The organism is Lentzea sp. DG1S-22 (genome assembly GCF_036321065.1).
Classification (GTDB): domain Bacteria; phylum Actinomycetota; class Actinomycetes; order Mycobacteriales; family Pseudonocardiaceae; genus Lentzea; species Lentzea jiangxiensis.
Map to the genome: position 1 here is coordinate 6,602,946 of NZ_CP143276.1, position 20,524 is coordinate 6,623,469.

A 20,524-nucleotide genomic window follows, 5' to 3' on the forward strand; every position below is an offset into this window, starting at 1 on the left:
CGAATCCACAGATTTGGCCGGTGATGTGAACCGGTTGGTGCGGCTGATCTCTTTACAAAACAATTGCGCCCCGAACGATGAACCGTTCGGGACGCATGTTTCGCCTATTCGTCCAGCACCTCAATCGCCGCGGCGGACCGCTCCGAGGATCTGCTGCTCGGCGGGCGTGGTGTACAGGCGCAGGTGCGCCCACATGTCCTGGCCCAGGGCGATCACCTGGTCGTCCTTGAGCTGCGTGAGCTGCTGGAACATCTGCGGGCGCAGGCGCCACATCTGGCCCGCCAGCTGCGCCTGGCCCATCGGGAGGCGCTGCAGCAGCACGAGGTCCGCGTTGTTCGCCGTGGACGACGCCTGCGGGTGCAGGTACGGCAGGACGTACATCGTGGTCTGCCACGGGGCGCGCGGCGGGAACAGCTCCTGCGGGACGTGGCCGCCGTCGTGGATCACCAGCAGCGGCATGTCCTCGGTCGGGCGCGGGAGGTCCGCCGGGGACAGCCGGCGCAGCTGCACCAGTTGAGACGGGCGGCCGTCCGGGCCCTGGCCCGCGGCGCGCACGACCGGTTGCCACGCCTGGGGGCGGCCGGTCGCGATGATGATCCACGCTCCGGTCGCCATGGCGCGCAACGCGATCTGGCGGGCCAGGTACAGGCCGCCGACGACCACCATGCGGGTCGGGGTCGGGCGCAGGACGGACACGCTCAGCGGTTCGCCCTTGGTGCCCTGGCCGAGCATCATGCCGCCGCGGTCGCCGCTCGGGCTGACCAGGTCGAGCATGGTCGGCGACACCAGGAACTCCGGTGCCACCGCGCCACGGCCGCGCGCGTCGAGCAAACGGGACGAGCTGCTCATGCCACACCTCCCAGCGGCAGCGTCGCGGCGAGGCCCGCGAGCTGCATGCCCCGCAACGGGGTCAGCGTGATGTCGAGCTTGTCGCCCAGCTTCGACAGCTGGTCCTCGGCGCGGTCGAGCTCGCTCGGCGTGCGGGCGCTCACCCGGACCAGGCCGCGCAGCGAGACCTGACCGTCCTCACGTGACGGTGAGATCGACATCGCGAGCGTCGACGAGAGCGCGCGCACACCGGTCAGCGCGTTCAGGTTGCCCTTGAGGCCCTTCGCGGGCCAGCCGGTGATCGCGTAGCTGGCGTGACCGACGCCACCCGCGGTGACGCCCTTCCACTTCTCCCGCAACGACACGGGGTTCGTGCCGCCGACGACGGCGGTCAGCTCGGCGGACGAGATCGCCGCGCGCAGCAGCTCGTCCGAGTCGAGCGGGCGGATCGTCACGCCGGCGGACTCCAGGGCGTTGCGGACGCGGGACAGCGCGCCGATCAGCGCGCGGTGGGCGCCGACGACGCCGCCGCCGCGCTCCCTGATCGCCTCGCCGCAGCGGCGCGGGTCGAGCCGCACCGTGATCCACGTGGTGCGCCGGGCCGCCGCGGGCAGCGGGCCGAGCACCTCCATGTACGAGCTGATGGCCGGCGAGTTCGGCGGGAGAGCCGCGCTGCCGGGGTAGCAGTGCCAGATCACGGTGATCGCGTCCAGCACGACACCGCGGTCCTCGAGGCACGGCGTGAGCGCTCCCAGGGGCAGCGAGGGGGCCGAGCCGACCGCGGAGATCAGCGGCGGCGTCGGGTCGACGAGCAGCACCGCCGTCCACACGCCGTCGTGCCAGGACAGCGCGAGCGGGCGGCGTTCGTGGTCGACGCCCTTGGCGATCACCAGGTCCGGGATCGCGAGGCGCAGCAACGCGACGCGGGGGTCCTCCGGGCCGAGCACCTGCATCTCGTCGTCACCGGGCTTGGACTCCTGCGGGTCCTGGCGCTTCGCGGTCCTGCTGTGCGACCGGAAGCTGTAGCGGAGCCGGACACCGATCCACTGGGTCAGCCAGCGGCCGCGCGAACGCGTGAAGGCGAGGACCAGTGCGACGAGGAGCACACCACCGGCGATCGAGGCGGAGACGACGTTCAGCGCGTCGCCGTCCTTCACGCCCATGATCGCGAGCACGAGGAGGGCGATGGCGAGACCGACCTCGATCGTGACTACGTTCGAGACGGGCAAAGAGCCGAGGCTGACGCCCGCGGCCCTGCGACGGACACGCCCGACCGGACGCGGAGGCGCGGGTGCCTGCTGGCCAGGACCCCCAGGTCCCTGCGGCCGTGCCATCCCTGGGTTGGGCCGGGGCGGATGTGGAGTGGTCACGGACATCCGTTGTGGTCTCTTTCCCCTCGACGGTCGGTGGGCTTGGCGAACCGGCCCACGAAGCAACCTGCGTCCGGCTATCCTGCCGAACCGTACCGCGACTGGGAGAGCAGCGAGCCGAGAATGGCATCAACACCCACCACCAAGTCACAGGTCCAGGCCTACCAATTCGTCCTGCGGCGGATGCAGTCCGCCCTGGTCCGCAGAGACGCAGTGATGTTGCACGACCCCATGCGCAACCACTCGCGTGCGACAGCGGTGGGTGTCGTCCTGGGCGTTGTCGGTCTGCTCGGCTTCCTCATCGTCGGGCTCTTCAGCCCCGCGCCGCGGTTGGACGACCAGACGCAGATCGCCATCAGCAAGGAGACCGGCCAGGTCTACGTCGTCGACAACGCCCCGCGGCGGTTGATCCCGATGACGAACCTCGCGTCGGCGCGGCTGCTCTGGTACTCCCGCAGCAACCCGGACCAGCAGCAGGGCCAGGGCGGCGGTGACGCGCCGGCCGGCACGACGGGAGCCCCGGTGGAGGCCGCGGGCGGCACCCCGAAGCTGGTGAGCGAGAAGGCGCTGGCGAACCTGCCGCGCGGCCGCCTCACCGGTCTGCCGGACGCGCCGGACGTGCTGCCGAAGCAGGACCTCCGCATCGACGCGCAGTGGTCGGTCTGCGACACCCTCGACCTGGACGAGTTCCGCGAGAACCAGGCGGCGGAGAACCAGATCAAGACCTCCGTCATCGGTGGTGTGAGCGGCGGCAACCCCGAGCTCGGCGACGAGGCCGTGCTGGTGCAGCAGCGCACCGGTGCCAAGAAGGCGTACCTGATCTACAAGAAGCCCGACCCGCTGAACGACATCTCGTCGTCGACGGTGCGCGCCGAGGTGGACCTCAGGAACGACAAGGTGCTCAACGCCCTCAACCTGAACGGCAAGCAGGCGCGCTCGATCAGCACGGCGCTGCTCAACACGATCCCCGAGGTGGCCCCGCTGGCCGCGCCGGTGATGAACAACCAGGGCAAGAAGGCCGCGTACGTCACCGAGACCACGGTCAACATCGGCGAGGTCGTCCAGGTCGAGCGGACCGGCGCCCCGGAGTTCCTGGTGGCGCTCGAGGACGGCTTCCAGACCGTCGGCGAGACGGTCGGCGACCTGCTGCGCTGGGCGTACTCGAACAACAAGCAGGCGATCAGGCTCTCGCCGAGCGCCGTCGCGGACCACAAGAACCCGAAGAACCCGCTGAAGCTCGACTCCTACCCGGCGAACATCCCGACCACGCTCGAGGCCAACCCGAACAACACGGTGCTGTGCCTGGGCTGGAAGGCCGAGAACTACACGGACACGACCAAGGCCGAGCACACCTCGGTCACGATCGGGTCCAAGCTCCCCGGCCCCAAGGAGATGACCCCGGTCGAGATGAACGCGGCCGGCGCGACGGGTGAGATCGTCGAGGAGTTCCTGATGCTGCCGGGCAAGGCCGCCGTCGTGCGGGCGAGCCAGGGCAAGGGCGACTTCGGCACCGGGCCGGTGCAGGTCGTCACGGGCCGCGGTGTCCGCTACGGCGTCCCGGACGCCGCCACGGCGGGCGCGCTGGGTCTCGACGGGACGTTCCCGCCGGCACCGAACCAGATCCTGAGCCTGCTGCCGATGGGGCCGCAGCTCAACAAGAACGAGGCCAACCGCAGCTACGACTCGATCCCGGCGCCGGGCGGCACCATCAAGGATCCGCAGGCCGTCCAGAAGTAGCGGAACCGCTCCGGGTGCAGGACCGTCGAACCGGACGAAAGCACCCGGAGCTGGTTTGGGGGAAGAGTCGTGGCCGGTCGCATCAGCGTCGATCCGCGGTGGCTGGAGTCCTACGCGGACAGGATCGACGGCACGACCGACGACCTGAGGCGGGTGCGGGACGCCATGAAGGCCTCACCGCTGCGCCCGCAGTCGTTCGGCGAGATCGGCAGGACCGCCGGCACCGACCGCGCCTACGCGCGGGCGGCCGACCTGCTCAACTCCCAGCTCGCCCGCGCCTGCGACACGCTCGACGCCGCCGCCAGGGGCCTGCACGCCGTCGCCCGGCAGCACGGGGCGGGCGAGGAGGAGAGCCTGCGGGCGATCAAGAAGGTCGACCGGCGGTAGGGGGAGCAGTGGTGGCCAAGGACGGCAGGCAGATCGCGGCCGAGGTCGGTCCCGAGCTCGACTACCTCTCGCGGGTCAGTCGCAAGCTCGGTGTCGTGGACCTCGTGCACGACTTCTTCGACCCGCTCGTGGGCGACTGGAACGACCTGCGCGACGAAGCCGAACGCTGGCGCAAGGCCGCGAAGGTGACCGAGGCGGCGAACGAGCACGTGGCGGCACCGCTGGGCGGTGTCGACGCGCGGTGGGAGGGCAGGGACGCCGACGCTTTCCTCGACCACATGCGCAAGGTGGGCCTCGCGGGAGGCGACCTCGCCGACGCGATGACCGCCATGGCGGACGCGCTGGAGGAGACCGCGGACGGCGTCCGGGACATCGTCCAGGACATGGCCCACGTGCTCGCGGACGCGGCGGACTCGGTGTCCGGCACGGCGTCGCTGCCGCAGGAGGGCGACCAGCGGGCCGTCAAGCACATCGAGGAGCTCGAGCACCCGGTCCGGGAGATGCACGAGTCCGCGCGGCAGGTGCTGGAGGCGTTCCTGCGGCTCTGCGACGGGGTGTCCGGTGAGGCGGGTGGCTTCGACTCGGTGCGGATGGAGCACACGTACCCGGACGAGGACTGGACCTACAGCGCGCCCGCCGAGCAGGAGAGCAAGGCGCCCGAGCCCGCCAAGGCCTCGGGCACGGCTCCCACGGGCACCGGCACCTCGCCGGGAGGCGGTGGCGGTGGTGTCGGTGGCGGTGTCGGCGCGGGCGTGGGAGGCGGTTCCCCTGCCACCGCGGCGCCGCAGCCGATGCAGTTCGGAGGCGCCACGGGCGTCGCTGAGCAGGTTCCGCCGGCGGAGGCGGGTTCCGGTGCCGCTCCGGCCGCGGCGGCCGCGAGCGGCCGCTCCGGGGGCGTTCCCGGTGGCGGCGCGATGATGGGCGGCATGGCGCCGATGATGGGTGCCATGGGTGGCCAGCAGGGCGGCGACAAGGAGCACAAGGCGAAGCAGCGCCTCACCGGCTCGATCGACGACCTGCTGGGCAAGCCCAAGAAGGCCGCGCCGAAGACGATCGGCGAGGACTAGCGGCTCCGGCTCACAACGCGAAAAGGCCCCCTCGGGCGAATTCGAGGGGTCGTTGCAACACAGGTGATCAACTGGCTTGGGCCAGGAGCTTGGTCAAGCGCTCGGCTGGGGTGTCCCAGCCGAGCGTTTTGCGTGGGCGGCGGTTGAGTTGTGCGGCGACGGCGGCGAGGTCCTCGGCGGTGTGAACCGAGAGGTCGCTGCCTTTGGGGAAGTACTGGCGCAGCAGGCCGTTGGTGTTCTCGTTGGAACCACGCTGCCAAGGCGAATGCGGATCGCAGAAGTAGACGGGCGTGCCAGTGGCGATGCTGAACTCGTGGTGACGGCCCATTTCCGAGCCTTGGTCCCAGGTCAATGACTGCCGCAGGTGTGCGGGCAGGGTGGAGATGGTGCGGATGAGGCCGTCGCGGACGGTTTCGGCGTCGTGGCGTTCGGGCAGGTGCACGAGCATGACGTAGCGGGTGGCGCGTTCGACCAGGGTGCCGATCGCGGAGGTGCCGCCGCCGCCGATGATCAGATCGCCTTCCCAGTGGCCTGGGACGGCGCGGTCCTCGGCCTCGGCGGGCCGCTCACTGATCATGATCATCGGATGGGTGAACCGGGGCTGGCGCCGCTCCGGTGCGCGGTGAGGCTTGCGGACGGTGCGGCCGGTGCGCAGCGCGCGGGCCAGCTCGCGACGTAGTTCGCCGCGGCCTTGCAGGTAGAGCGTCTGGTAGATCGTCTCGTGGGTCACGTGCAGCTCCGGCCGGTCGGGATGGTCGCGGCGCAGCCGGCGGCTGATCTGCTCGGGGCTGAACCGGTCGTCCAGCATGCCCTGCACCCGCTCCCGCAACTCGGGGCAGGCCGCGATCTTGCGCGTCTTCGGACGCGGCCGGCGCCGGTCGGCCCGGTCCTGGGCCGCGTGCGGCCGATAGTCACCCGAGCCGGGATGACGGTTACGCGTGATCTCCCGGCTGACCGTGGACGGCGGCCGTCCCAGCTCGGCCGCGATCGACCGCACCCCTCGCCCCGCCCGCAGCAGATCGGCGATCACGATCCGCTCATCGAGCGACAGGAACCGGCCCGAAGACGGCACAGGCCGGACGGCGGGCGGCTGGTCCGCCTTCCGTCCGGCCTGGCTCTTGCGTCCATACCGCCACCGATGCCCCGTCCGCCGGTTGATCCCGACCATCCGGCACGCCTGCGCGGTACCCACACCCTTCGCCACAAAATCAAGATATCGGCGGCGCTCAGCCACCAACTTCCTACGTCCCTGCGGCGACCGGTCCTCACGGATCTCGAACACTGCAACCCCTGAACAACTCAGGTGTTGCAACGACCCTTAGAACCCAAGCGAGGGGGCCTTTTCGCGCCGTTTTCCGAGGGAAACGGGTCAGACCGGCTGGCCGCGCCTGCGGTTCAGCGAGTTGCGCACGAACAGCGTCAGCAACAGCAGCCCGACGCCGATGCCGATGCCCGACAGCGCCACGATGATCGGCGGCCAGTCGAGACCCGGCGGCGGGGTGACGGCGGTGTTCATCTCCTTGGGCTGGGGCTTCTGGAACCCCTTGGCCTCGGCGGGCAGGACCGCGGTCAGCGCCGCGACCGGGTTGATCATGCCGAACCCGATCTTGTTGTCCTTTCCGGACACGTTGCCGGGGTGCAGCGCCGTCGCCTTGAGGCGGTTCATCACCTGGCGCGCGGTGAGGTCCGGGAACCTCTCGCGCACCAACGCCGTGATGCCCGCCACGTACGGGGACGCGAAGCTCGTGCCCTTGATGTCCTGCACGCCCTGCGCCGTCACGTTCGCGTTCGTCAGGCCGGTGCCCTTGGGGTCGACGGAGATGATCTCCTCGCCCGGTGCGGCGATGCTGACCCACGGGCCCCAGACGCTGAACGACGAGACCTCGCCGTTGCGGGCCAGCGACGCCACCGACAGCACGTCGTTGGCGAACCACGCGGGCGACGAGACCGAGTTGACCGTGTTCGGGTCGAGGTTGTTGTTCTGCGCGGCGCACCCCGTGCCCTGGTCGCTCAGGTTGCCGGCGGCCGTGACGATCACGACGTTCTTGACGTCGACGGCGTACCGGATCGCGGCCTGGAGCTTCTGGTCGTCCGCGCTGAAGCCCTTGGGGGCGCCGCAGTTCGTCAGCGAGATGTTGATGACCTTGGCGTCGGCGTTGGCCGCGCGCACGATGGCCTGCGCCAGCGTGCCGACCTTGCCGGCGGAGCCGCGCTTCTCGTTGTTCGCGTCGCCCTTGAACTCGAAGCGGTCGCTGGTCTGGCGGATGGCGAGGATCGTCGCCTCCGGTGCGGCGCCGACGAAGTCGCCCTCGGTCTTGGCCGCCGCGGCGACGCCCGCGACCTCGGTGCCGTGGCCGTCGCAGTCGTCCAGGCCGTTCTTGTTGCCGTCGACGTACTCGCCGGCACCGACGACCCTGTTGCCGAAGCGCGGGTTGCGCGGGTCGACGCCGGTGTCGATGATCGCGATCTTGACGCCCTTGCCCTTGGCGAACCGGTGCGCCTGCTCCAGGTTCAGCTGGACCTGGCCCCAGGGCATCGTCTTGATCAGTTCGCTCTTGGTGTCGGACTCGACGCAGCCCTTGTTGGTGCGCTCGTACTTCACGTCCGGCTTGCCCTCGTCCGCCGGGGGCGGCGTGTTCGGCGGCAGGTCCGGCGGCACCGAGTTCGGCCGTGCGGTCGCCGACGTCGACGACGGCTGAGCGGAGGCCTGCGGAAGGGTCCCCGTCAGCAGAAGCAGTCCGGCGGTCGCTGCCGCCGTGGTGCGCCTGATGCCGGTCCTCATAGCGTGATCAGACCCCGGAAGACGGCGTACATGTCCATGACGGCCAGCGCCAGCGGCAGCACGGAGGCGATGAGGATCGCCTCGATGATGTCGACGGTGCGGCGCAGCGGCGGCGAGAACTTCTGGCCGGGGAAGATCACGCCGAGCACCAGCGCGAGCGCGCCCAGCACGAGCAGCGTGCCGAAGACGAACGCGATGCGGTTGAACGAGCTGGTGGAGACCAGCCAGCCGAGCAGGATGCCCGCGCTCGCGAACATGCCGGTGGACAGCAGTGCCACGGCCTGCGCGCCGTTCGCGTACGCCCGGCCGCGCATCATCAGCACGATCGCGACGACGACGCCGTAGATCGGTCCCCACACCGAGTCGCCCGCGTTGCCCGCGGCGACGATGGCGGCCAGCGCGGCGACCGTGCCGGTGCCGATGATCATGCCGGTGAGGTACTCGTGGGCCACGGCCGTGCGGCGCTCGATGACCGCGTACTCCGGGAAGCCGCTGTCCTCCTTGAGGTCCTCGGCGTTCGTCGGCACGACGGGCGGCGGGATCTTGGCGAGCTGCAGCGTGAGCCTCGGCAGCATCGACAGCGCGGCGAGCGCCACGGCACCGGTCGCGGCGGCGACGCCGGCCAGCGGGTGCTCGACGAACGTCGCGACGAGGAACGCCAGCGCCACGAGCGTGCCGCCGGTGGCCGCGGCGATGAACACCGTGATGCCCTGGCCGATCAGCAGGATGCCGCCCCACGCGAAGATCATCATCAGCGCGGAGGCCAGCAGCATCTTCGGGTTGAACCCGACACCGGGCACGGCGTGGTAGCCCGCGACGAACGCCATCGGCAGCGATCCGCACGCGGCGATCAGCACACCGGTCGAGACGGCGCCGTAGGCCCGCGCGATGGTCGCGCCCGCCGCCAGCGCGGCGACCGCGGCGACACCGCCGGCGATGGCGGCCGCGAGACCGCTGCCGCTGCCGCCCGCCGTCACCGGGCCGGACAGGAACAGCGCCACCGCGGCGGCGATCAGCGCGAGCGCGCCGGCGATGTGGCCGAACCGCTGGGCGGTCTCCCTGGTCCACGGCCGGAAGGAGTCCGGGTCGGACTCGGCGATCGCGTCGACGACGTCGTCGTACAGCGGAGGAGGCGGGTTCTCGTTGCGGCGCCGCAACTGCAGCAGCTCGCCGTCGACCACGCCGAGCGAGGCCAGCGTGCGCGCGGGGTCGAGCGGGCTGTCGCCGAGCTTGGCGAGGCACCAGCCACCGTGTCGCACGCCACCGTCCGGGGTGGCCTCTCTCGCCATGTCGAGCAGCATCGGCAGGAGATCGGCCACCGCCACGTCGGCAGGCAGCGCGACGTCGATACGCGTTCGAGGTGCCACCACCGTGACACGGCTGAACACCGTCGTACCGGTCGCCACCAGGGCCCCCTAAAGTCATTCAGTCAGATCAGCGCTTGCACATCCGTCAACGGACCGACCTTATTGGTCCACCTGGGCCGTTGTCGGGCGGCCCTAGTATGGCCGCACCGGCGACTCTCGCACGTGTGGTTCGCAGAACACGTCCGACTGGGTTTTTTCCCGACCCACCTTCGTGACGCGCACGGATGCGCAATAGTGTCGGTTGCTACTGGTGGTGTGACGAGTCGAAGAGGTGCCTGTCAGTTGAGCACGCTGCAGTTCAAGCGAACGGCACGCCTTGCTGCTCCCCGGCCTCCTGGCGGTGAGGTCCACCTCGAACCGCCACCCGAGGTCCCCCGCATCATCCCCGGCAACATCATGATGAAGGCGATGCCCGTCGTCATGATCGTCGCGTCCGTGGGCATGATGGGCATGATGCTCGTCTTCATGCCGCGGCAGCCCGCGGCGATGATCATGCCGGGCATGATGATGATCTCGACCATCGGCATGATGGCGAGCGGCATGGGCTCGGGCAAGGGCCAGAAGAAAGCCGAGATGAACGAGGACCGCAAGGACTACCTGCGGTACCTCGGCCAGATGCGCGACCGCGCCCGCGAAGCCGCCGACGAGCAGCGCGCCGAACGCGAGTGGGTGCACCCGGACCCGCAGATGCTGTGGTCGCTCGCCACCACCAGGCGCATGTGGGAACGCCGCCAGAACGACCCGGACTTCTGCCACCTGCGCGCGGGCCGGGGTTCGCAGCGCCTCGCGACCCGTCTGGTGCCGCCGCAGACCGGTCCCGTCGAGGAGCTCGAACCGATCGCGACGCTGGCGCTGCGCCGCTTCGTGCGCGCCCACTCGCTCGTGCCCGACCTCCCGATCTCCATCGCGCTGCGCGGGTTCGCCGCCGTCGGCCTCCTCGGCGACATCGAGGACCGCCGCGACCTGGCGCGCGCCCTCATCGCCCAGCTCGTCACCTTCCACGCCCCGGACGACCTGCTGATCGCGGTCGTCAGCGCGGGCCGCACGAAGCAGCTGTGGGAGTGGGCGAAGTGGCTGCCGCACGTGCAGCACCCCACCGACATCGACGGCATCGGCCAGCGCCGCATGATGGCGAACTCGCTCGCCGAGGTCGAGGCGATGCTGGACGAGAACCTGCGCGACCGCCAGCGGTTCACCCGCAACGCCCCGCCGCCGCCCGACCAGCCGCACATCGTGATCGTCATCGACGACGGCGACATCAGCCGCGAAGAGATGATCATCCTCGAGGAGGGCCTGGTCGGCGTCACGCTGCTCGACCTGTCCGAGTGCCTGGGCAACCTGACGGCCCGGCGCGGTCTGCGCCTCGTCGTCGAGAACAACCAGCTGGGCGCCCGTTCCGCGAGCGGTGTCGAGTGGTTCGGTGCCCCGGACCGGCTGTCCGTCGTGGAGGCCGAGGCCCTCGCCCGCCGCCTCTCGCCCTACCGCATGGGCGCCGCCGGCGAGGCCGGTGGCGACTCGGGCGAGGACCCGCTGGCGATGAGCAACAACCCGCCGCTGCTCGAGTTCATGGGCATCCCCGGCGACCCGATCACGTTCGACGTGCAGCAGGCGTGGCGGCCCCGGCCCAAGCGCGACCGCTACCGCATCCCGTTCGGCATCGGCGAGCACGGCCAGCAGGTCGAGCTCGACATCAAGGAAGCGGCGGAAGACGGCATGGGCCCGCACGGCCTGTGCATCGGCGCCACCGGTTCCGGCAAGTCGGAGTTCCTCCGCACCCTGGTGCTGGGCCTGCTGGCCTCGCACTCGTCGACGGCGCTCAACATGATCCTCGTCGACTTCAAGGGTGGTGCGACGTTCCTCGGCCTGGACAAGGCGCCGCACGTCGCCGCGACGATCACCAACCTCGCGGGCGACCTCAGCCTGGTCGACCGCATGAAGGACGCCATCGCCGGTGAGGTGTCGCGTCGCCAGGAGGTCCTGGCGAAGGGCAACTACAAGAACGTCTGGGACTACGAGAAGGCCCGGGAGAACGGCGCCCAGCTCGACCCGCTGCCCGCGCTGTTCATCTGCATCGACGAGTTCTCCGAGATGCTGACGGCGAAGCCGGACTTCATCGACATCTTCCTCCAGATCGGTCGTGTCGGCCGGTCGCTGCAGATGCACATGCTCCTCGCGTCGCAGCGGCTCGAGGAGGGCAAGCTGCGCGGTCTGGACACGTTCCTCTCGTACCGGATCGGTCTGAAGACCTTCAACGCGGCCGAGTCCCGCGCGGCGATCGGTGTGCCGGACGCCTACGAGCTGCCGCCGATCCCGGGTTCGGGCTACCTCAGCGTGCAGGGCATGCCGCTCACGAGGTTCAAGGCGCTCTACGTCTCGGGCACCTACCGCCCGTCGGGCATGCAGTCCGCCGGCGAGTCGGTGGCGGTGCGCAGCGACAAGCGCCCGCGGTTCTTCGTGCCGGACTTCATCGAGATCCCGAAGGAGCCGGAGCGCCCCGCCGAGGCTGTGCCGGTCGCGGCCGCGCCGGTCAAGGAGGACGCGAACGAGCCGACGCAGCTCGAGCTCATCGTCGACCGCCTCGTCGGCCAGGGCCCGCCCGCGCACGAGGTGTGGCTGCCGCCGCTCAACGAGCCGCCGACGATGGACACGATGCTGCCGCCGCTCGACGTGACGCCGGACCGCGGTCTGACGTCGCCGGGCTACGGCGCCAACGGCACGCTGCAGATCCCGGTCGGCGTGGTCGACAAGCCGTTCGAGCAGCGCCGCGACCTGCTGTGGGCGGACTTCTCCGGTGCGGCCGGCCACGGCGCGGTCGTCGGTGGTCCGCAGTCGGGCAAGTCGACGCTGCTCAGGACGATCATCGCGTCGATGGCGCTCACGCACACGCCGCAGGAGGCGCAGTTCTACTGCATCGACCTCGGTGGTGGCACGCTCGCCTCGATGGAGGACCTGCCGCACGTCGGTGGCTTCGCGGGTCGTCTGGACGTCGACAAGGTCCGCCGCATGGTGGCCGAGCTCCAGACGCTCATCACCGAGCGCGAACTGCGGTGGCGCGACCAGCGCATCGACTCGATGGCCGAGTTCCGCAACCGCCGGCGCCGCGGTGAGATCAACGACGACGCCTTCGGCGACGCGTTCCTGATCGTCGACGGCTGGATGAACTTCCGCCAGGAGTTCGAGATGGTCGAGCCGCAGATCCAGGCGCTGGCGGCGCAGGGCCTGTCCTACGGCGTGCACGTGATCGTCGCCGCGAACCGGTGGGCGGAGATCCGGCCCGCGATGAAGGACCTCCTGGGCACGCGCTTCGAGCTGCGGCTCGGTGACCCGAGCGAGTCCGAGGTCGACCGCAAGGTCGCCGTCAACGTGCCGCCCGGCCGTCCCGGCCGCGGTCTCACCGGCGACAAGCTGCACTGCCTCACCGGTCTGCCGCGCATCGACACCCTGCAGGACCCGACCACGATCTCGCAGGGCGTGCAGGACCTCAGCAACAAGCTCAACCAGGCGTGGCAGGGCCCGCGGGCCCCCCAGGTCCGGATGCTGCCCGACCTGCTCGACCACGCGCAGTTCATGGCGCAGGTCCAGCAGATCAACCCGAACCGCGGCCACCTGGTCCCGGTCGGCGTCAACGAGGACGAGCTCGCGCCGGTCTACATGGACTTCGACGCGGAACCGCACTTCCTCGCGCTGGCCGACGGCGAGTCCGGCAAGACGAACATCCTGCGCACGATCGTCCGCGGCATCATGCAGAGCTACACCTCGACCGAGGCGCTGATCCTGCTCGCGGACTACCGCCGCACGATGCTCGGCTTCATCGACACCGACCACCTGCTCAGCTACGCCGTGTCGGGTCAGCAGTTCACGCAGAACATCCAGGAGGTGCGCGGTTCGCTCGCGAAGCGCATGCCCGGCCCGGACGTGACGCAGGAACAGCTCAAGAACCGGTCGTGGTGGACGGGTCCCGAGGTCTTCATCGTCGTCGACGACTACGACCTGGTGGCCCCGCAGGGCGGCGCGAACCCGATGCAGCCGCTGGCGGAGTTCATCCCGCAGGCGAAGGACGTCGGTCTGCACGTCGTCGTCGTCCGCCGCATGGGTGGTGCGTCCCGCGCGCTGTACGACCCGATCATCGGCAAGCTCAAGGAGATCGCGGCGCCGATCTTCATCGGGTCCGGTTCGAAGGAGGAGGGCAGCATCGTCGGCAACCTGAAGCCGTCGCCGCAGCCTCCCGGCCGGGGCACGCTGGTGACCCGCAAGCACGGTCAGCAGCGCATGCAGTTCGCCTGGATCCCGCCGGACTAGAGCCGGGTGCAACGTCCTCGTGGGTGGTCTCGCCGTTCGGCGGGGCCACCCACGAGTCGTTCCGGGCAACGGAAAAAGGCCCGCGACCGGAGCCGCGGGCCGTGAACGGACAGCAGGGGACTGTCCGGTTCCCCCATGACCGGTGTCCCGCCGGGCCGTCCTCACAGGGGAGACCGGCCGGGCAGGAGTTCGGCGGAGGCAGCCCCCCAGGTCTGCCTCCGCCGAACCGGCTGGTCAGAACTCTGCCGCAGACCGCTCTCGCGACGCTCACGCTTCGATGACACCGGTTTTCGGGCGAAGCAAAAGGGCCCGCAGCGCAAGCCGCGGGCCCTGACCGGACAGCAGGGGGCTGACCGGTTCCCCCATGACCGGACTCCCTCCGGGCCGCCCCACCGGGAGGGAAGGCCCGGCAGGAGATCGGCGAGCGTGACACCCCCCGAACTCGTTGTCACTCTCGTCGTTCCGGCTGAGCACCACTTTGCCCGGTGGCGCTCACACTTCGGTCACACCGGGTCCGCACCCCGGCACCGCGGGTCGGGTGGCCGGCCCCACCGCGGCGAAGAGGGAGGTGACCGCGGCGGGACCGGCCGGTCATCGGCGCCGCCGGGAGCGCTCACACCCGGTCACGTGCCGGTGGGCGGGTCACGGGGCCCTGGAAGTGATGAGCGGTGCTGGTGGCCCCCCAGGAACTTCGCCACCAGCACCGCTGAGGAGAACTCTGCCGGAGGCCGGTCACACTTCGCTCACACGGCGCTCACGCACCTCGTCACCCGCTCCGGAGGTCCACTGTGGAGGGGGAGCGGAGCCGCCACCGGACGACCGCTCGGCACCACCGGTTCCGATCCTGTGAGGTGTTCCATCACCCGGTCGAGCAGTCCCATGGACTGGTATCGCGCGCACCGCACGTGGGAGGGTTCCCACGCCGTTGTCGCAGATCCGCGGTCGTGCAGCTGCGCCGCGACCACCTGGACATCGGCACACCGATGAGCGATGGTCGGGGACGCGAGTCCGCCGGCTGGGGGTGGTGGTGATGAACGTCGAGTTCCGGGTGCTGGGCCCGCTGGAAGTCCTGCTCGACGGCGAACCCGTGTCCGTGCCCGCCGGTCGCGGGCGGGTGCTGCTGGCGACGTTGTTGTTGCGCCCCAACCAGTTCGTTTCGGTCGACGAGCTCGTGGACCGCCTGTGGGACGGCGACCCGCCCACCGCCGACCGTGCACACAAGACGTTGCAGACGACGGTGCTGCGGCTGCGCCAGGCGCTCGGGGCGGCCAACCGCGTGCGGACCACGTCCGGTGGCTACCTGGCCGAGGTGACGCCGGAGGAGCTCGACCTGCTGAGGTTCCGCGAGTTCGTGCGGGCCGGGGACTTCGCCTCGGCGACGGCGCTGTGGCGCGGTCCCGCGCTGGCCAACGTCGCCTCGGACGCGTTGCACCGCGACGAGGTGCCGCACCTCGAGGACGAGCACCTGGCCGCGGTCGAGCGCAGGATCGACGCCGACCTGGAGCGCGGTCTCGCCGGCGAGCTCGTCGCCGAGCTGGGCGCGCTCGTCGGGCAGCACCCGTTGCGGGAGCGGTTCTGGGGGCAGCGGATGACGGCGCTCGCCCGGTCGGGACGGCAGGCGGAGGCGCTCGAGAGCTACCGCGAGCTCACCGCGCTGCTGGCCGGCGAACTGGGCGTCGACCCGTCACCGGAGCTGAGCCGGCTGCACCTCGCCCTGCTCAACGGCGACGCGGAGCTCCCCGAGCGCAAGGTGATCTGCCAGCTGCCGCCGGACACGTCCGCGTTCGTCGGCCGCGAACAGCTGCTGCGCCAGGTCGAGGCCGAGCTGGCGCCGGACGCCGGTGTGCCGGTCGTCGTGCTGAGCGGAGCTCCCGGGGTGGGCAAGAGCGCGTTCACGACCAGGGCGGCGCACCGGCTGCGCGACCGCTTTCCCGACGGGCAGCTGTTCGTCCGGCTGAACGGTGCCGGCTCCGCACCGCGCGACCCCGCCGAGGTGCTCGGCGAGCTGCTGGTGGCGCTGGGCGTGTCGGTGACCGGCATGCCGGACGGCCTGGAGGCCCGCGCCGCCGCCTTCCGCGCCCAGCTCGCGGACCGGGCGGTGCTCGTGGTGCTCGACGACGCGGCGGGACCGGAGCAGGTCAGGCCGCTGCTGCCGGGCACGGCCGGGTGCGCGGTGCTGGTCAGCAGCAGGCAGCGGCTGGTCCAGATCGAGGGCGCGCAGAGCGTGCGGCTGCCGCCGCTGGGCGACGAGGACGCGGTGGCGCTGCTGGCGGACGTCATCGGCGAGGCCCGCGTGGCCACGGATCCGGCCGCCGCCCGTGCGATCACCGACGCGTGCGGGGGCCTGCCGCTCGCGCTGCGGGTCGTCGGTGCCCGGCTCGCCGCCCGCGAGTCGTTGCCGCTGAACGCGCTGGCCCCCAGGCTCTCCGACGAACGGCGCCGGCTCGACGAGCTCAGCACCGGTGACCTGGAGGTCCGCGCGACGTTCGGGCCGAGCTACGAGGCGCTGCCCGCCGACGCGGCGACGGCGTTCCGCAGGCTCGGGCTGCTCGGCGCCACCGACGTCGCCGCGTGGGCGGTGGGGGTGCTGGCGGGCGGGGACGGCGAGAGGCTGGTCGAACGGCTGGTGGAGGCGAACCTCGTCGACGAGGTCGGGCTCGACGTGACCGGCGAACCCCGCTACCGCATGCACGACCTGCTCGCCGTCTACGCCGCCGAGCTGGTCCGCGGCGAGGACCCCGCGACCGTGTCCGCGGCCCTGCGCGACTACGTCGAGGTGATGCTGACGCTCGTCGACCAGGCGGCGAGCGAGTGGTACACCCCGGACGACGCGCCGAAGCGCCCCGTCACGCGCTCGACGGCGCTGGAGGAGTCCGAGATCGAGCGGCTGACCGGCAGCAGGGAGAAGCTGCTGCTCGCCGAGATGCTCAACATCGACCGGGCGATTACGGTGTGCGTGGAACAGCGGTGGGTCGAGCTGGCCGAGAACCTCATGCACCGCGCGTTCGTCTTCCTCGACATCTACTACCCGCACGAGCGGTTCATGCAGCTGTGCGCGCTCGTCCGGGACGCGGCGGCCGCGGAGGGCAACGAGCTGACCGTCTGGCGGGTGCACTTCTCGATGACGAGCCACCAGGTGATGAAGGGCGTCACCGACGAGACGCTCGCCGAGTACTCCCGGTGCGTGGCCGGGTTCGAGGCCGTCGGCGCGCAGACCGAGCTCGCCGTGGCGCTGGGATCGCTGGCCTACTTCACGATGCTCCACACCGGACAGCCGCAGCTCGAGCTGGCCGAGCGCGCCGTGGCCGCCGCGAAGGCGGGCGGCGACGAGCGGACGTACGTGAGCGTCCTGCGCGAGCTGGGCACGATGCTCGCGAACGAGGGGCGTTACGACGAGTCGGTGCGCGCGCTGGACGAAGCCCTGGAGATCAGCCGCCGGCACGGCGAGCCCAGTGACATCGCCCAGCAGCTGAACCGGGTCGGGCAGGCCGCGCTGGCGCACGGCGACCTGGAACGGGCGAGCGCCGCGGCCGTCGAGGCCCTCGACCTGATGACCGGACTCGGCGAGGACAGGGGCGTCGCCTACTGCACGGTGCTCGTGTCCCAGATCGCCCTCGCGCAGGGCGACCCCGCCGCCGCCCTGACGGGGGCCGAGAAAGCCGTGAGCGTCTTCGAGTCGATGGGCGAACGGCGCGGGAGTGTGCGCGCCCTCGCCCTGATCGCGGAGGCGAACCTCGCGCTCGGCCTCGCGGGCAGGGCGGCCGAGGTGGCGAGCGCCGCGCTGGAGAGCCACGCCGACGCCGGTGACGCGAGCGCGGAGAGCCGGTTGCGGGCCGCGCTCGAGCAGGCGCGCCGGGAGGGCGGCCGGTGAGCGTCGAGTTCCGGGTGCTGGGACCGCTGGAGGTGCTGCTCGACGGCGAGCCGGTCCCGGTGCCCGCCGGGCGCGGCCGGGTGCTGCTGGCGGCGTTGTTGTTGCGCCCCAACCAGTTCGTCCCGGTCGACGAGCTGGTGCACCGGCTGTGGGACGGTGCGCCGCCCAGCGCGGGTCGAGCGCACAAGACGTTGCAGACAACGGTGCTGCGGCTGCGCCAGGCCCTCGGCGCGGCCAACCGGATCCGCACGGCCGCCGGCGGGTACGTCGCCGAGGTGCGGCCGGAGGAACTGGACCTGCTGCGCTTCCGGGACCTGGTACCGGCCGGCGACTTCGCCACGGCCCTGCGGCTGTGGCGCGGCCCCGCGCTGACCGACGTGCGGTCGGACTCGCTGCACCGCGACGAGGTCCCGCGCCTGGAGGAGGAACGGCTCTCCGCCCTGGAACGCCGGATCGACGCCGACCTGGACCGCGGGCTGGCCGCCGAGCTCGTCGCCGAACTGGACGTGCTCGTCGGGCAACACCCGCTGCGGGAACGCTTCCGGGCCCAGAAGATGACGGCGCTGGCCCGTTGCGGGCGCCAGGCCGAGGCGGTGGAGAGCTACCGGGAGATCGCCGCGCTGCTCGCCGACGAACTGGGCGTGGACCCGTCACCGGAGCTGCGGCGGCTGCACGCCGCCCTGCTCGGCGGTGCGACCGGGGTGCCCCGGCGCGAGGTCGTCCGCCAGCTGCCACCCGACACCACCGGCCTGGTCGGCAGGGCGCGGCTGCTCGACCGGATCAGCGCCGAGCTCACCGCCCCCGGAGTCCCGGTCGTCGTCCTGACCGGTGCTCCCGGCGTCGGCAAGAGCGCGCTCGCGGTCAAGGCGGCGCACCGGCTGAGCGGCCGGTTCCCCGACGGGCAGCTCTTCGTGCGGCTCAACGGCGCCGGCGGGGTTCCGCGGTCGCCGTCGGAGGTGCTCGCCGAGTTCCTCGTCGCCCTGGGCGTGCCCCGCGGCGGCATCCCGGACGGTGCCGAGGCGCGCGGCGCGACCTTCCGCGCCCGGCTCGCCGACCGCGCGGTGCTGGTGGTGCTGGACGACGCCGCCGGGCCGGAGCAGGTCAGGCCGCTGCTGCCGGGAACCGCCGGCTGCGCCGTGCTGATCAGCAGCAGGCACCAGCTCGTCCAGGTCGAGGGAGCGCGGAGCGTGCGGGTGCCCCCGCTCGACGCCGGGGACGGGGAGGAGCTGCTGGCGACCCTCCTCGGGCCCGGTGCGGACCCCTCGGCGGTCAGGGCGATCGCCGGGGCGTGCGGCGGTCTCCCGCTCGCGCTGAAGGTCGCCGGTGCCCGGCTCACCGCCCTCGGGTCGTCGCCCGCCTCGCTGGCCCGCCGGCTGTCCGACGAACGCCACCGCCTCGACGAGCTCACCAGCGGTGAGCTGGAGGTGCGCGCCACGTTCGGGCCGAGCTACGAGGCGTTGCCCGCCGACGCCGCCAGGGCGTTCCGCAGGCTCGGGCTGCTCGGCGCGACGGACGTGGCCTCGTGGACCGCCGGGGTCCTCGCGGGAGGGGACGGCGAGCGGCTGGTCGAACGGCTGGTGGAGGCGAACCTGCTCGACGAGGTCGGCCTGGACGCGGCCGGCGAGCCCCGGTACCGCCTGCACGACCTGCTCGCGGTGTACGCCGCCGAACTGGCCGCGGACGAGGGCGGCGAGGTCGTCACCGCGGCCCTGCGCGACTACGTCGGGCTCCTGCTCACGCTCGTCGACCTGGCTTCCGAGCGCTGGTCCGCCGGGGACGCGATGCCGCCGCGGCCGTTCGAGGCGTCCACCGCGCTCGAGCGCTCCGAGGTCGAACGGCTGGCCGGGGACGGCGAGCGCTTCCTGCTGGCGGAGAAGGTCAACATCGAGCGCGTGATCACGCTCTGCCTGCGGGAGAACTGGGTCGGCGAGGCCTCCGGTCTCATGGACCGCGCGTTCCACTACCTCGACGTCCACTACTCCCACGACCGCGTCGTGCAGCTGCGTGAGCTGGTGAGGGACGCGGCGTCCGCCGCCGGCGACGAGCTGGTCGCGTGGCGTTCGCAGGCGGACCTGCTGCACCACCGGATCACCCGCGGCATCACCGGGGAACTGCTGGCGGGGCTCTCGCGGTGCGCCGACGCCTTCGCGGAGATCAACGCCCACGCCGAGCTCGCCCAGGTGCTGGGGGCGTTGACCTACTTCACGACCGTGCGCACCGGGGAACCGCAGGTGGAGCTCGCGGAACGAGCGGTGGAGGCGGCGCGCGCGAGCGGTGTGCGCAACCTCTTCGTGAGCAACCTGCGCGAGCTGGGCAGCGCGCTGTCCGACGCGGGACGCCACGCGGAGTCGGTGCGGGTGCTGGACGAGGCGCTGGCGATCAGCCGCGAGACCGGGACGCGCAGCGAGATCGCGCTGGTGCTGAGCCGCATCGGGACGAGCGCGCTGGCGGGTGGTGATCTCGGACGGGCCCACGCGGCGATCGAGGAGGCGCTGGCCTTCGCGGTCGAGAGCGACGAGGTCCGGGGCGTCGCCTACTGCACGGCCCACCTGGCCCAGGTCGACCTCGCCCTCGGTGACGCGGACACCGCGCTCGCCAGGGCGGGGGAGGCGCTGGAGCTCTTCGATCAGCTCGGTGAGAGCCGCGGGGCGGTGCGCGCGCTGGCCGTCGCCGCCGAGGCGTCGCTGGTGCTCGGGCGCCACGCCGAGGTGATCGACTTGGCGACCGCCGCCCTGGAGAATCACGCCGACGCGGGGGACGCGGGCGCGGAGGAACGGTTGCGGGCCGCGCTGGAGGAGGCTCGGGGGAGGGCGTGA

At 71.7% G+C, this 20,524-nt stretch carries 11 protein-coding genes; 6 read left to right on the forward strand and 5 right to left on the reverse strand.

The window, feature by feature from the left end; all coding sequences use genetic code 11:
• Positions 1–120: 120 nt before the first annotated feature.
• Positions 121–849 carry a hypothetical protein gene (locus tag V1227_RS31255; RefSeq protein ID WP_236216114.1) on the reverse strand — a complete coding sequence of 243 codons (729 nt, stop codon included), beginning with the start codon at positions 847–849 and terminating at the stop codon, positions 121–123.
• Positions 846–2,162: a type VII secretion protein EccE gene (gene eccE / locus V1227_RS31260; protein WP_442916392.1), complete on the reverse strand. Its 1,317-nt coding sequence runs from the start codon at positions 2,160–2,162 to the stop codon at positions 846–848. The genes V1227_RS31255 and eccE overlap by 4 nt, the downstream gene beginning before the upstream one ends.
• A gap of 159 nt (positions 2,163–2,321) precedes the next feature.
• Here eccE and eccB point away from each other — a divergent pair, with 159 nt between their 5' ends.
• The 3 genes from eccB to V1227_RS31275 all read left to right on the forward strand — a co-directional run bounded on the left by eccB (position 2,322) and on the right by V1227_RS31275 (position 5,389).
• Positions 2,322–3,935, forward strand: coding sequence for a type VII secretion protein EccB (gene eccB / locus V1227_RS31265; RefSeq protein ID WP_329788871.1), 1,614 nt, complete (start codon positions 2,322–2,324; stop codon positions 3,933–3,935).
• A gap of 69 nt (positions 3,936–4,004) precedes the next feature.
• A complete protein-coding gene (locus tag V1227_RS31270) occupies positions 4,005–4,322 on the forward strand; it encodes a hypothetical protein (protein WP_329788872.1) in 318 nt (105 codons plus the stop codon).
• 11 nt (positions 4,323–4,333) lie between these two features.
• Positions 4,334–5,389 carry a WXG100 family type VII secretion target gene (locus V1227_RS31275; RefSeq protein WP_329788873.1) on the forward strand — a complete coding sequence of 352 codons (1,056 nt, stop codon included), beginning with the start codon at positions 4,334–4,336 and terminating at the stop codon, positions 5,387–5,389.
• A gap of 67 nt (positions 5,390–5,456) precedes the next feature.
• Here the strand turns inward: V1227_RS31275 and V1227_RS31280 are convergent, their stop codons facing one another.
• The 3 genes from V1227_RS31280 to eccD form a co-directional block, all read right to left on the reverse strand.
• Entirely contained in the window at positions 5,457–6,557 is a 1,101-nt protein-coding gene (locus tag V1227_RS31280; protein WP_442916558.1) for an IS30 family transposase, read from the reverse strand.
• A gap of 201 nt (positions 6,558–6,758) precedes the next feature.
• Positions 6,759–8,171 carry a type VII secretion-associated serine protease mycosin gene (gene mycP / locus V1227_RS31285; protein WP_329788875.1) on the reverse strand — a complete coding sequence of 471 codons (1,413 nt, stop codon included), beginning with the start codon at positions 8,169–8,171 and terminating at the stop codon, positions 6,759–6,761.
• Positions 8,168–9,577, reverse strand: a complete 1,410-nt coding sequence (eccD, locus tag V1227_RS31290; RefSeq protein ID WP_329788876.1) for a type VII secretion integral membrane protein EccD — start codon at positions 9,575–9,577, stop codon at positions 8,168–8,170. Before eccD ends, mycP begins: the two co-directional genes overlap by 4 nt.
• A gap of 243 nt (positions 9,578–9,820) precedes the next feature.
• On the opposite strand from eccD, the gene eccCa reads away from it, so the two are divergent.
• The 3 genes from eccCa (at position 9,821) to V1227_RS31305 (ending at position 20,524) form a co-directional block, all read left to right on the forward strand.
• Positions 9,821–13,837, forward strand: coding sequence for a type VII secretion protein EccCa (gene eccCa / locus V1227_RS31295; protein ID WP_329788877.1), 4,017 nt, complete (start codon positions 9,821–9,823; stop codon positions 13,835–13,837).
• A 1,030-nt stretch (positions 13,838–14,867) separates the two neighbouring features.
• Entirely contained in the window at positions 14,868–17,708 is a 2,841-nt protein-coding gene (locus V1227_RS31300) for an AfsR/SARP family transcriptional regulator (RefSeq protein WP_329788878.1), read from the forward strand.
• Positions 17,705–20,524: an AfsR/SARP family transcriptional regulator gene (locus tag V1227_RS31305; protein WP_329788879.1), complete on the forward strand. Its 2,820-nt coding sequence runs from the start codon at positions 17,705–17,707 to the stop codon at positions 20,522–20,524. Before V1227_RS31300 ends, V1227_RS31305 begins: the two co-directional genes overlap by 4 nt.

What these genes read in the sequence shown, in the direction of transcription:
- V1227_RS31280 (WP_442916558.1), bottom strand. Translation starts at nt 6,557, where the DNA reads ATGGTCGGGATCAACCGGCGGACGGGGCATCGGTGGCGGTATGGACGC.
- eccB (WP_329788871.1), top strand. Translation starts at nt 2,322, where the DNA reads ATGGCATCAACACCCACCACCAAGTCACAGGTCCAGGCCTACCAATTC.
- V1227_RS31255 (WP_236216114.1), bottom strand. Translation starts at nt 849, where the DNA reads ATGAGCAGCTCGTCCCGTTTGCTCGACGCGCGCGGCCGTGGCGCGGTG.
- eccE (WP_442916392.1), bottom strand. Translation starts at nt 2,162, where the DNA reads ATGGCACGGCCGCAGGGACCTGGGGGTCCTGGCCAGCAGGCACCCGCG.
- V1227_RS31300 (WP_329788878.1), top strand. Translation starts at nt 14,868, where the DNA reads ATGAACGTCGAGTTCCGGGTGCTGGGCCCGCTGGAAGTCCTGCTCGAC.
- mycP (WP_329788875.1), bottom strand. Translation starts at nt 8,171, where the DNA reads ATGAGGACCGGCATCAGGCGCACCACGGCGGCAGCGACCGCCGGACTG.